At 51.5% G+C, this 13,601-nt stretch carries 9 protein-coding genes; all 9 read right to left on the reverse strand.

Going from position 1 to position 13,601, the window contains the following annotated elements; genetic code table 11:
- Positions 1-144 precede the first annotated feature (144 nt).
- The gene (locus tag M3223_RS10610; protein WP_251561271.1) at positions 145-2,238 is read right to left on the reverse strand and encodes an RICIN domain-containing protein; all 2,094 of its coding nucleotides are present in this window, start codon (positions 2,236-2,238) and stop codon (positions 145-147) included.
- Positions 2,239-2,492: 254 nt separating this feature from the next.
- Complete coding sequence (locus M3223_RS10615) at positions 2,493-4,157, reverse strand: RICIN domain-containing protein (protein WP_251561272.1); 1,665 nt, start codon at positions 4,155-4,157, stop codon at positions 2,493-2,495.
- Positions 4,158-4,424: 267 nt separating this feature from the next.
- Positions 4,425-4,598: a hypothetical protein gene (locus M3223_RS10620; protein ID WP_251561273.1), complete on the reverse strand. Its 174-nt coding sequence runs from the start codon at positions 4,596-4,598 to the stop codon at positions 4,425-4,427.
- A 324-nt stretch (positions 4,599-4,922) separates the two neighbouring features.
- Positions 4,923-5,579 (reverse strand): DJ-1/PfpI family protein, encoded by a 657-nt coding sequence (locus M3223_RS10625; protein WP_251561274.1) that lies wholly within the window; start codon positions 5,577-5,579, stop codon positions 4,923-4,925.
- Positions 5,580-5,722: 143 nt separating this feature from the next.
- Complete coding sequence (locus M3223_RS10630; protein ID WP_251561275.1) at positions 5,723-8,533, reverse strand: LamG domain-containing protein; 2,811 nt, start codon at positions 8,531-8,533, stop codon at positions 5,723-5,725.
- Between the two features lie 197 nt (positions 8,534-8,730).
- Positions 8,731-10,080, reverse strand: a complete 1,350-nt coding sequence (locus tag M3223_RS10635; RefSeq protein ID WP_251561276.1) for a sulfatase-like hydrolase/transferase — start codon at positions 10,078-10,080, stop codon at positions 8,731-8,733.
- A gap of 31 nt (positions 10,081-10,111) precedes the next feature.
- Positions 10,112-10,999 (reverse strand): carbohydrate ABC transporter permease, encoded by an 888-nt coding sequence (locus M3223_RS10640; RefSeq protein ID WP_251561277.1) that lies wholly within the window; start codon positions 10,997-10,999, stop codon positions 10,112-10,114.
- A 12-nt stretch (positions 11,000-11,011) separates the two neighbouring features.
- Positions 11,012-11,902: a carbohydrate ABC transporter permease gene (locus tag M3223_RS10645; protein ID WP_251561278.1), complete on the reverse strand. Its 891-nt coding sequence runs from the start codon at positions 11,900-11,902 to the stop codon at positions 11,012-11,014.
- A gap of 89 nt (positions 11,903-11,991) precedes the next feature.
- Positions 11,992-13,341, reverse strand: a complete 1,350-nt coding sequence (locus M3223_RS10650) for an ABC transporter substrate-binding protein (RefSeq protein ID WP_251561279.1) — start codon at positions 13,339-13,341, stop codon at positions 11,992-11,994.
- Between the last annotated feature and the right edge of the window lie 260 nt (positions 13,342-13,601).

The following is a 13,601-nucleotide window of genomic DNA, read 5'->3' on the forward strand; positions in this document are numbered from 1 at the left end:
TCTTGTTGTTTTTTTAAACTTCACAAATCAACGAAAACTAAACTAAATCAATAAAATATTATCGTTTTTACGATTATTTTTAGCTTTGGCTATTAAAAAAAGATGACTCTGACGAATTCAGAGTCATCTTTTAATGATAGAAGATTAAGGATTAAGAACGGTAAAGCTCCAGTTCTGGTTTGCCGAACCTGATTCCGGCCACTGCGTATTGAGTGCGCCGTCAGCCGTGCTGCCGCCACTGAGGCCGAGCATTTTACCGCTGTTTACATTTTTAAGCTTGTAATAACCGTTGCCTGCGTAAACCAGCTTCCACAGCTGGCTGTTTGCGCTGCTCGCCGGGTTAATGACATTTTTTGCTCCATCAGCAGTAGAAGAACTGGCGATATCCATATACTTGCCGCTGTTTACGTTTTTAATTTTATAATACCCATTTACAAACTCGAACTGCCAGGATTGGCTTGCCGCACTTGAAAACGTACGCTGCTCGATGTTGGTGCCATCTGCCGCAGCATGGCCTACTGTGCCCAGAGCTTTGCTGCTGTTCTGGTTCGTAATGGAATACGTTTGGGTCAAATCGATTGCAGGAATCGCTTCGAATTGCCATTTTTGGTTCGCCGATCCTGAATCTGCCCACTGGATAACGGAAGCGCCGTCTGCCGTTGAGCCTGCGTTCATGCCCAGCAATTTGCCGCTGTTGCGGTTTTTGATGTTAAAGAATCCGCCGCCCGCGTCGACAAGCTGCCATTGCTGGTTATTGGACCCGCTCTCGCTCCATTGGATAACCTGTCCGCCATCCGCTGTTGAGGCGTCTTTGATGGCCATGAACTTACCGCTGTTACTATTTTTGATTTTGTAATAACCGGAACCAGCATTGACCAGTTGCCAGGATTGGCTCGCAGCTCCGGTATACGGCCGCTGCTCGAGAGCCGCGTTATCCGTAGTCTGATTGCTGACAATGCCAAGCGCCTTGCCCGAATTGCTGTTCACAATCGAATAATTGAACTGCAGATCAGGAGGAGACTGACTCCAGGTACCGGCGGTCAGATCAATGTTCCACTTTTCAAATCCGTTAATAACAGGCTTGCCGTCGGCATTAAACGTCAGTGGATAAAAGGCATTGCGGCCTGGGCCGGTGCTTGCAGGTCCCGTTCCGGCTTTATTTTTCATATTGTTCCAGCGGTCGCCAATGAACAGATAAACGATGTTGTTTCCTGTGCCTTGAATCGGAAGGATTTGGTCAATCTGCGTATCAAAAGAATTAGACCCGGTAGGGCTCGTCCCTGCATACGAAGCTCCGTTCCAAATGGTTGCTCCGGCATATGCAGCCGAGCTCCAAGGGCCGTTCATGCTATCCGCTGTGTAATAATAAGTTTGGCTTGACTCATATCCGTTGGTCTGAGAAGCCATCATATAATACTTGGAGCCTACTTTGAACAGTGTCGTCGCTTCTTTGTAAGGAGCCACCGATGACAAAATGATCGACGACGCAATGTTGATCTCATAGTTGTTGCTTGCATTCAGACTTGTTTCCAGCTTGCTGATCTGAATACCGGAATTGTAGTCGGGCGTTCCATCTGCCCTCACTTTGTAATCAATCGTGTAGGACAGGTACGTGCTGCCGTCCGTGTCGGTGAAAACAGAGCCCATGTCGCCCATTGCGTACCCGTTCGGCTTAATGATGTTCTTTTGGTACGTAAACGTGCCGGTTGGGGTATCGCTGTACCAGATGGAAATCGTATTGCGGTTTCCGCCGCCGTAGCCCCACTCCATGTACATCACATACTTGTCGATCACGCTGTTATACTGCACGACCGGTCTGCCAAACCATTGATTTTTGCTAAATGCGGGAATTGTAGTGCCCGGGTTTGCTGCACGGTAAGTATCGATGGACTCAAAATCGACGATTTCCCTATAAGGCGTCCACGTAACGAGATCCGTCGATGTGTAGACGCTAATTTTCTTTTTCCAGTTTGGATTATCGGAGCCATCCGGCAGCTTCGATGGTTGGGAAGCGTCCAAGCCATATAAATAAAACGTATTTCCTTCTTTCACCATCCAGCCGCCCTGAGCCCAGACCGGCAGACCGTCCGTCGCCGTTTTCTCCACATTGTTTATAATTTGCGAGGAGGCAGCATGAGCTGGCTGTGCAAATAGGAATGTTGAGACAATCAAAAGTGCGGACAAAATGGCTGCCATCACTTTTCTCGGAAAGTGAAGCGCTTGCAAGTGTGTCATCATAAATCACTTCTCCCTTATTGTATACTCATCTTGCTGCGCTAAAAATCGACACTACCTTTCTGTTGGAACTACTCCCCTAGACCTAATTGGTAAGCGTTTTCATTATAATTCATCCATTTATCCCTTGAACACTTCGCAAAACAACGAAAAATAAACCAAATTCAATATTTTTATCGCTTTTGGCATACAAAAATGGACCGCCGCCTTAGACGAACGGTCCCTTCCTGTTATTAGTTCAAGTGAAAAGGCTGATTTTAGAGTTTATCAAAGCGCCATTTTTGGTTGGCCGAGCCTGTATCCGCCCACTGGATAACTGGAGTGCCATCGGCGGTCGAGCCTCCGCTCATGCCCAGCAATTTGCCGCTGTTGCGGTTTTTGATGTTAAAGAAGCCGCCGCCCGCGTTGACAAGCTGCCATTGCTGGTTATTGGACCCGCTATCGCTCCACTGGATAACCTGTCCGCCATCCGCGGTTGAGGCATCTTTGATGGCCATAAACTTGCCGCTGTTGATATTTTGGATTTTGTAATAGCCGGACCCGGCATCGATCAGTTTCCAGGATTGGCTCGCTGCTCCCGCATACTGCCGTTGCTCAAGCAGCGCGTTATCCGTAGTCAGATTGCTGACAATGCCAAGCGCCTTGCTCGAATTGCCGTTCACAATCGAATAATTAAACTGAATATCAATAGGAGCGGGCGGAGTCCATGTTCCGGCGGACAGGTTAATGCTCCATTTCTCATACCCGTTAATTACAGGCTTGCCATCGGCATTAAAAGTCAGAGGGAAGAACGGATTACGGCCTTGTCCGGTACTTGCAGGTCCCGTTCCAGCTTTGTTTTTCATATTGTTCCAACGGTCCCCAATATACAGATAAACGATGTTGCTTCCTGTGCCTTGAATTGGGAGGATTTGGTCAATTTGCGTATCAAAAGAATTAGACCCGCTAGGGCTCGTCCCCGCATAGGAAGCTCCATTCCAGGAGGTTGTCCCGGCAAATGCAGCGGAGCTCCAAGGGCCGTTTATGCTATTCGCCGTGTAATAATAAGTTGGGCTTGATTCATAATAGTTAGTCTGGGAAGCCATCATATAATACTTGGAGCCTACTTTGAACAGAGTAGTTGCTTCTTTGTAAGGAGCCACCGATGACAATATGATTGAGGATGCAATATTGATCTCATAGGTGCTGGTTGCATTCAGACTTGTTTCCAGCTTGCTGATCTGAATCCCGGAATTGTAGTCAGGCGTTCCGTCCGCTCTAACTTTTAAATCGATCGTGTAGGAAATGTATGTGCTGCCGTCAGTGTCCGTGAAAATCGAGCCCAGGTCGCCCATGGCGTAGCCGTTCGGCTTAGGAATGTTCTTTTGGTACGTAAACGTGCCGGTTGGGGTGTCACTGTACCAGATGGAAATGGTATTGCGGTTTCCTCCGCCGCCGCCGTAGCCCCACTCCATGTACATCACATACTTGTCGAGCACGCTGTTGAACTGTACGACCGGTCTGCCAAACCATTGATTTTTGTTAAATGCGGGAATCGTAGTGCCCGGGTTTGCTGCACGGTAAGTATCGATCGATTGAAAATCGACGATTTCCCTATAAGGCGTCCAGGTAACGAGATCTGTCGATGTGTAGGCGCTAACTTTCTTTTTCCAGTTTGGATTATCGGATCCGTCCGGCAGCTTTGAAGGTTGGGATATGTCCAAGCCATACCAATAAAACGTATTTCCTTCTTTCATCATCCAGCCGCCTTGTGCCCAGACCGGTAATCCGTCCGTCGCCGCTTTCTCCAGATTGTTTACAATTTGCGAGGATGCAGCATGAGCTGGCTGTGCAAACAGGAACGTTGAAACAATCAACAGCGCGGACAAAATGGCTGTCATCACTTTTTTAGGTACGTGCAGCGCTTGCGTGTGTGTCCTCATAAATCACTTCTCCCTTGTTTTAAAATCATCTTTTGATTTTGAAGTAAGGCTTTTCACACGACCTTTCCTTTGTATCTGCTCCATCTCATCAAAATCAGAAAACGCTTTCAGTGTAATGGAATTAGCTGGATTTGAACATTTCGCAAAACAACTAAAACTAAACCAAAATTAATCATTTATACATGACATACACGGCAAAAAGGATGAAACATCCGCCTGTACGGACTGTTTCACCCTCGATATTTTTTGAAACGATAACGTTAGCACTTACAGCTTCGTATCCTGATGAGCCGCTGTCACAGCGGCTTTTGGCGCTGCGTTGTCACGGTCCCCGTTCGCGCCCGGGATTGTGCCGGCGACGGCTAAACTTCTGGCATCTGCCGCGACGATAGCTGCAAATAGAACAAGTCCCGCCATTTTTGCCGAATAACTGTTTTTCATCGTTGGTTACCTCTTTCTTTATCGGTTTTTATTGCCCGCATTCAAGTTGCTTCTCCGCTCTCCATGTACGTAGTATAGGCGGCCAACCTTTAAAGAAGCTTAAATGAACCTTGGCGCAAGCTAAAAACTTTGCTGCAAAGTGTGAAAAGAACAGCGTTGCTCATGTGTGTGAGCCCTGTGCATGAATCTTCCGTCAAATACACGGAAAGCGTATAGAATATTCCCTGCTCAGACGATCAAAATCAATGCTGGAAAACGACAAAAAGGAGTCTTTTCCGGCTGAAAATGCCGTGAAAAGGCTCCTGCTTCGCGTACGAGATTGTTTCACTCCATCTGCTCTTCAAACTGAATATCGAACTCCATCATACGCGCCGTATCTTGGGCTGTCTCCGTCCCAAGCAGACGCTGAACCATATGGAACGCCATATGAAGGCCAGCGGAGACGCCAGCGGATGTAACAATATGCCCCTCATCTACAAACTTCACGTTTTCAATAACGGCAATCTGCGGAAAGTTTTGTCTCAAGTACTCTAGGCTCGCCCAATGAGTCGTGGCGCGCTTGCCGTCCAGCAGGCCGCACTTGGCGAGCAGCAGCGCTCCTGTACAGATGGATGCCATCCATTGAGCCGTTTTATCCTGACGCCGAATCCAATCCAGCACCTCCGGGTTGTTCATTTCCCGCCTCGTGCCCCTGCCGCCGGGGATTACGAGCAGATCAAACAAAGGGGCATCCGCCAGGTCATAGTCCGTGATGACCTTGAGACCGTTGTTAGCCGTTACAAGCTTGCCGCTTGCTGCAGCAATTGTGGACACATCAAACGGCTGAAAAACATCCCGTTGTCCGCGGTTAAACGCTGTGACGGAGAACACTTCAAACGGCCCCGCAAATTCCAGAACCTCTACGTCATCAAATAAGAGAATGCCTACTTTCCAAGCCTGCAACGTTATCACCTCTCGTTCATTTATTGCCTTACTGCCCATCCCTACTATAAAGGGGTGTCCATTCGTTCACATGACTCGTCCGAGCTAACTCCTCAAGTCCTGCCTCAGCATGAAAAAAAGGAGCCGCCCCCAGGCCATAAGATGACCTGACTGACGCCTCCTCGCCTCAAACCTGCATCCAGCTATCCCTGCCTGAATACATCCTTAATCTGCCGTTCGCTAAGCGCTTGGTTGTAGAAACGTACGTTGTCGACACTTCCCTGCCAATTGACATTGGTTGCGTCGGGGTTTTTATGTGCGCCGATGCGCAGGCCGCCCGCAGCCGATTCAACGGTGCGCAGAGCCGAGCTTTCCAGCACGCCGTTCATGTACAGGCTGATTGTATTATCGGTCTTGGCAAGCGCGACATGCACCCATTGCCCTACCGGAATGACACTCGCTGAGCTCAGCGTTGCGCCTCCAAGATAACTATTCAACCGTCCCGTCGCTGCATCCCGAAAAAGCCAAGCCCTTCCCGTCGCTCCTTCTTGCGCAATCAAATTCTGATTCGTTCCTGCGGAAACGTCCAGTCTGACCCAAGCCGATACCGTAAAATCCGATGCCGCCGGATTCAGCACATTCGGCAGAGTGACGTAATCGCCGTTGCCGTCAAGCTTGAGCGCCCCGGCTTGTTTGCCTCCGGACGGCTCCCAGACGGGATTGCCGGCCAGTGTGCCCGTAAAGCTGTTGCCGGAAGCGTCTGCTGCCGTTGCGCCAGCGCTCTCGTTCAGCTTATACGATGCTCTCGGCAGCTTGGACGCGGTGTAAATGTCTTGAATATCGCTGCCGGTTAGAGCCATGGAATAGAAACGGAATTCGTCCAGGCTGCCGTTCCAGTCCGCAAGACTGCCGCTTGGAGCTTTATGCGCTCCAAGACGGAACTTGTCTGCCGTTAAACTGACGGAGCGGACCGCAGTCACGTCCAACTGGCCATTGATGTACAGACTGACCTCACCGCCGCTTTTCGCGAGTGCAACATGCGTCCATTGGCCAAGCGGAATCGTTCCCGTGGACGTCAGCTCAACGCCGCCCAAGTAAGTCGACAGCCGGCCGGTCGCCGTTGACCGGTACAACCAGGATCTGCCGTTCGGTCCTTCCTGCTGGACAATATATTGATTTGTGCCCGCCGCCTGATCCAGCTTCACCCAGCCGGTAACGGCAAAGTCGGCTGAGCTAGGCGTAGCTGAACTGGGCAGACTGACATAGTCGCCGCTGCCGTCAAGCTTAAGCGATCCGTTGACGGCACCCTCATCCTGCCAGACCGGATTGCCAATCAGACTGCCGTGAGCGCCTGCCGCTCCTGAATCGACCGCTTGTACGCCTGTCCTGTCATCCAGTTTAAAATAAGACGAATATACCGCCTCAGTCGCTGACGCAGCAGGGACACCCGCCCCTTCATAGGCTCCAATGTTAGGCGACGCGCTCGCAGATACCGGGTTGCCAAAGTAGTCCCGCCCGCCGTTGCCTGCAATAAGACGGCCCGCGCCAAGCGCCGGAGAGCCCTCGTTAAGCTTGTAGCCGGATGCCGTCAAGCTGCCGGGCTGATGGAGCAGCGGATTGGCCGTAACGATATCCGTCGCGCCAGCCGGTACTGGCACATTGTACAGAACGTTGTTATCGTTGATAAAAAACGGATCGTTATAAGACCAGTTTACCGTGCCGCTGCCTTCTTTAACGACAACGTTGTTAGCGAACAAAATGTCGTGTTTGCTGTTGTTGTCCTCAGCGTAAACGGTTGCGTTAATTCCCGGACCGACATACATCGTGTTGTTGTAAATTTGCCCGTTGACCGATTCGCCGGTCCAGTCCTTAAACAGCCGCTCTCCATCGTTAATGGAGATATTGTACCGGATGATGTAATTTTGCGACTTCCCGCTATTGCCCGCATAGGGGCAAATCAAGAAAAAGCCGCCCTCGTTGTTGTAACTCAAATTGTACTGGAACGTCACGTAGTTCGTGGAATGATCGACATCATATGCCATCCCGTCGAGAGTCGTTTTTCCGCCGGAGGTCTCGTTCAACTGAAAGGTTACATACTCGGAGTTGGCGGTCCACATGCCTGCGTTCGGCGAGCCCGCGCGCCTGTTGAAGCCGGTCAGCTTATTGGATTCCACCAGCACGTTTGAGCTCGTCATCGGGGCGATGCCGTCTCCGCCAATATCGTTTAGCTGATTGCCGCGAATAACAACATCCGTAATCGGCTTCCAAGCCGCCGTGCAGACGCCGTTCCAGAACGAGGCCGTTTCCGCCCGCTGGCAGAAATTCGACCAAGTGTATATACCCTGACGGTCGACGCCGGAAATCCGGTTGTCCAAAATTTGCACGTTATGAAATGCAGTAGGCACCGCCGAGCCGAGCGACTGGACGATAATGCCTCCTGAGGCGTTGGCGAATTTGCCAACTCCCGTTTGCCATACAGGGACGGTCGCAGGCATATATCCGCGTACATCGTGGATGTACATATTCTGAATGACAATACCGTACAGATCGCCCGCATCCTGGCCAAGCACATGGACGCCGCGGCGCGCCGCCGTATTGTCGCCTGGCGCTGTCAGCTCCAGATTGCGCAGCTCTACGTATTGCATGTTTTTCAGCCGGACCGCATCCTCTTGTCCGTTTGCATTAATGATTGGCATTGCTGCTGCCGTACCGTAGGAGCCGATCTGGATTGGAGCTGCTGCCGTTCCCGATCCTTGAGGCGCAAAGGTGCCCAGGCAAGTGGTTCCTTTTTTGAACAACACCGAATCTCCCGCTCCAAGCGTCACGGCGTTTATGGACGCCAAGCTGTTGAACGGGCTGGCTGCTGAGCCGTCTCCGTTTGAGACTGCGGAGCAATCAACGTTGTACGCCGTGTTTGCCGCTGCTGCCGGCGGGGCATTCAGTCCCGTCCACAGAGCAGCAGACATCACCGCTGTTAATAAAATTGCCGTCATTTTACGCAGTTGCTGAATCAATTTTCATTTCCTCCTTAGGTTTGTTTGTTGATACCCGAACGCAAAGCCGCCTCCATCCAAAGGGAAATTTGGTAAGCCCTTTCTAAACTAATATAACGTACGAAGCGTTTCTAGTATTGTTGAAATATTCGGTTTTATTGTTCTTTTGTTCAACATGAAAACACCCCTGTTCCGCTCAGAACAGGGGTGTAGCTTGATTAACTGCGCGCTTCTTCCGTGCTTACCGTGCGCTGGCCGAAGTTCACCGAATCGGCTGGAACAATCGTAGGCAGCGGCGTCTCGCCCGCTTCCACCATACGGCTCAACAGCCGAGCTCTCATGATGTCCGCCACTTCCCGATGGGCAGCCGAGCCAATCAGATTGTTCAGCTCGTACGGATCCGCTTGTAAATCGTACAAATACGCCTCGACGTATTGGTCGGAGCCTGCATCATGGAAGGCGTTTTTGTCCGGGGCGTTTACGCCGTATTTCCATCTCTTCGTCCGCACGGCGCGGGCAACCTCGGATTCGCTAATCTGGACAAATACTTCCTCCGGCCAGATCATGTCCTTACCTTGCAGGAGCGGCATAATAGATTGGCCTTGCATATGCTCCGGCACAGGAATTGCAGCGGCATCCAGCAAAGTTGGAGGCAGATCGATCAGGCTTATCAGCTCCTGAAGCTGCCGGCCGCCCATAAAGCCGGGTCCGGTAATGGCGCTCGGCACTCGAATGGAAGCGTCATGAACGGAGCGTTTGTATTCACCGTTACGGGTTTTAAAATGATTTCCGTGATCCGACGTGAACAACACAATCGTGTTGTCGTCCAGATTCAGCGATTTGAGCGCATCCAGCATCCGGCCCAGCGCCTCGTCAAGCCGCTTCACCATACCGTAATAACCGGAAATATGCTGATGCGTCGAGCCGCCAAGCGCGGCCAGATCAGGCGGCAGCCAAGGGCTCGTATACCGTTCGGCGTAACCGTCCGGCGCCGGGTAGTCGTCGCGGTGATTCTGGTGATGCGGCTCCAGATAGGAGACGAACAGGAAGAACGGATTGTCCTTTTGACGATCAATGTAACGAATGGCTGCGTCAGTCAGAGCATCCACCCGATAACCCGGAAGCTTAACGGCATTGCCGTCATTATCAAACAGCGTCGTTTGGTAGGCGTCTGAACAGAACTCCAGCACATCGGCGGCCAGCCATTCCTGATAACCGCCCCGTTTCTCGGCAGGCACCGGCTCCTGCTTAGCCAGATGCCATTTGCCAATGTAGCCGGTATGATATCCTGCGTCGTTGAAATAATGAGCCAGCGTACGGGAATTCTCCTGTAGCGGAATTCCGTTTACAAAACAGCCCGTCGTCGTTGCGTACTGCCCGGTTTGCAAGCAGGAGCGCGCCGGCCCGCATACCGGCTGGCACGTAAAGGAATGTGTCAGATGCGTTCCTTTTGTCGCCATTCGGTCAAAGTTCGGCATAAGACGGAGCGGGTTGCCGTGCAACCCGGATGTGTCCCAGCGCTGCTGATCGGTAAAAAAGACAATAACGTTTGGACGATTTTGCTGCAATGGAATCCCTCCTAATGAAATAGGTTTTGAACTATTCTTTTACGCCGCCCGCTGTTAATCCTTCTACCATGTACCGTTGAAGGAACATGAATACGATAAGCAGCGGAATTGTGGCTGAGGCCGCAGCTGCTGTTGCGCCGGACCAGTTGGCGGAGTATTCTCCAAGGTATGTGAGCGACAGGCCCGGGCTAAGCGTTCTTTGGCTGATATCGCTAACGAGCGTGAGTCCAAACAGGAAGTCGTCCCAGGCAATCAGGAACGTGTAGATCGCAATGGCCATAATGCCCGGTTTGGACAGCGGTACAATGACGGCGAATAGTGTTTTGAAGCGGGACGCCCCGTCGATTTCCGCTGCCTCCTCCAGCTCGCGCGAGATGCCGTTGAAGAAGGTGCGCATCAGCATAATGCTGAAAGGCAGCGACGCGGAGGTGGAGGCCAGAATCAAAACATACGGCGTATTCAGCAAGTTAAGCGCCTGGTATTGCGAGTAAAGGCCAATGACCAGCGTAACGGTCGGGAACATCTGCGCGGACAGAAACAATAGCGTCAAGAAATTGCTTCCTTTGAATTTAAAACGCGAGAGAGCGTAACCGGCAAAGATCGAAACGAAGATACATAGTACGGTAGCTCCGGCGGCGACAATGAGCGTATTTTTATAAAAGGTTAAAAAGACGGAAGATTGCAAAATTTCAACATAGCTGCTGAAATTGGGATTAAGCGGGAACCATTTTGGCGGAAGCTGGAGCAGATCCGCATTAGAATGCAGGGAAGTAACGATAATCCAATAGACCGGAAACATAAGAAACACAAGGATTGCAGCTAGAAAGATATAACTCCATACTTGAGCGCTGCTGATCGGCTTTCGCTTGCGCTGCTCTCCCGATGCGGAATAAGACAGCGCCTTTACCTGGTTGTTCAAATCGGCAACCTCCTATCTGTCGTCGCGGTTCATGATGCGGGTGAAAATCGTTGAAAAGGCGAACAACAGCACAAGCCAAATGACGCCGATCGCAGAAGCTTTCCCCATCTCATAGGTTGAAAAGGCCGTAAAATACGTATGAATGGCGAGAGAGGTCGTGCTTCCCGCCGGGCCGCCGTTTGTCAGCGTGAAGAACAAGGTGAACATCTGGAAATTGTTCACGATCATGATGAGCGACACGCTCGTAATGACCGGCTTCAGCATCGGCAGCGTAATTCGGGTAAATACCTGCCAGCCGTTCGCGCCGTCAATGCGGGCCGCTTCGTACAGGCTGGCCGAGATGCCCTGCAATCCCGCCAAAAGCATGACCGTCACAAGCGGCGTCTGCCGAAAAACAGCGACGACGACAATGGAGGCGAGCGCGTAATCCGTCGTGCGCAGCCAGTTGATGTTGTCGTCGATAATACCAAGGTTGACGAGAACGTAGTTCAGTACGCCGTAATCCCCTTGATAAATCCACATGAATATAAGCGCCGTAACAATGGTAGGAATTGCCCAAGGAATCATGATAATACTGCGGAAAAAGCCGCGGAACCGGATTTTGCGGTTCAGCACAAGCGCCAGCGTCATGCCAAGCGCCAAATCAAGCAAAACGGTAGCGACCACATACGTTAAGGTGATGCGCAGAGAATGATAGAATTCCGAAGAGCGGAGCAGTTCCGCGTAATTGGCGAAGTTGTTCCAGCTTTGTTCCGGGGAGAGCAGGGAGTAGTCGGTGAAGCTCATCATGACCGATTTGATCAGCGGGCTGATAATGGTCAGCGTCAGCAGCAGGATGGACGGCAGCAGCAGGACAACGGCAAAGATGATGTTTTTGTTCTGCCTGGTTAGTCTGACATTCAAGTTTAATCACCTCATGCTAGTTCGTATCGTTCTTGGAAGGGACAAGCAAGGCGGAAGGGCATCTGCCGCTCCCGCCTGCTGATTGCTCTTTACTTCTGGTAGAGTTCCTTGATCTTAGGCATGACGGTTGCAATCGCTTCGTCCGGGCTTTTGCCGCCCTCGGTCACCATGACGATCATGTCGGTGGACGTTTTCATCGCGTTATCGAATTTCGGGTTTTTGGAAGGAAGCGGCGAAGCGGTTTTCATCTGCTCGTTGAACACTTTGGAGTAATCGTCCTCGTTCATCTCCGGCAGAGTAGAAATCGATTTGCGAGCCGACATAACACCGTTCAGCTTGTGGTAGATTCCCATTGCTTCTTTGGAAACAAGGAACTCGACGAGCTTGCTAGCAGCCTCTTTGTTTTTGCCGCCTGCTGTAACGACCAGCTGATGCTCGGTGAAGAAGGTCTCGCTGCGGCCCGTTTTGCCTACCGGTACCGTCGTGACGCCCCACTCCTTATCGAACTCCGCACCTTTGCCGCTCATATTACGGAAGTTTGTGCGTCCGAAGTCTCCGTCGATAATCATGCCAAGCGCACCCGTCGCGAACATCGGCCGCAAATCAGCCATCGCTGCGCCTTTTGGAGAAATCTTATTATTGATCAGATTTTGCATGTAGAGCAGGGAATCCTTGAGCGCAGTGCCCTGGTCGTACACGACCGCGCCTGAGTCGTCGGTGAATTTGCCGCCGTAGGAATAGGTCATCCGCAGCAGCATGTTGCCGGTATAGGAGTCCGATGCGCCCGTTTCGCCGATGCCGTAAATGGACGTGCCGTTCTCGTCTTTGCCGAGCGCAGCGATCTTCTGAGCGTACTGGATCATTTCATCCCAAGTTGTCGGCGGCTTCTCCGGGTCGAGACCGGCTTTCTCGAACAGCTTTTTGTTCCAGAACAGCGCGCTTGGATGCGGCGCCCACGGCATTGCCATGACTTTATCGTCGAAGGTGACGCCGGCTTTGCTGCCGTCAACGATATCGTCAAGAATGGCTTGGTCCAGCACGTTATTCATCGGCTCGGCTACCTGCGCTCCGACAAACGCCGGCGTAAAGTTCTGGTTGGACATCGTCACATCGGGAGGGTTGCCGCCTGCGGAGCTGACCAGAACCTGATCCTTGAACTGCGCAAACGGAATGCCGATTGATTTGACCTTAATGTTAGGATTCGCTTTCTCAAATTCAGCGATAAGCTGGTTATAGGCTTCTTTCGTTCCGTCCTCGACGGAAATCCAGTTGGCAAATGAAATTTCTACCGGCGCTCCCGCCGTTTCAGCCGGCTTGTCCGTATTACCAGCGTTTGTATTCGCTTCCGTGCCGGAGCCCGAGTTCGAACCGCAAGCTGTTATGGCCATCGACAAGCTTAGAACTGCGGCGACTGGCGCCAGCTTCCTCCATGCTTTCATGTTGATCCCCCGCCTTATCGTTAGTCGTTGTCTTCCGTGTTTTCATTATAAAAAACGTGTCGCCCGATTTTTGGTCATATATTCGGGTTCTTTGGTCAAGTTTTCACGCAAGCGGCGAAAAAAGCGAATTTATGCTCCTGAATAACAAAAACATCCCTCCCGCCGGGCGGGAAGGATGAGGATTGAACTCATTGAGCCGAGGATGCGCCGAGCCGGATTCGGATGAACCGGGCTTTAGACAGCCCGTTAAGCCGTGCAGC

It is taken from the genome of Paenibacillus pasadenensis (genome assembly GCF_023715725.1).
Taxonomy (GTDB): domain Bacteria; phylum Bacillota; class Bacilli; order Paenibacillales; family Paenibacillaceae; genus Paenibacillus_O; species Paenibacillus_O pasadenensis_A.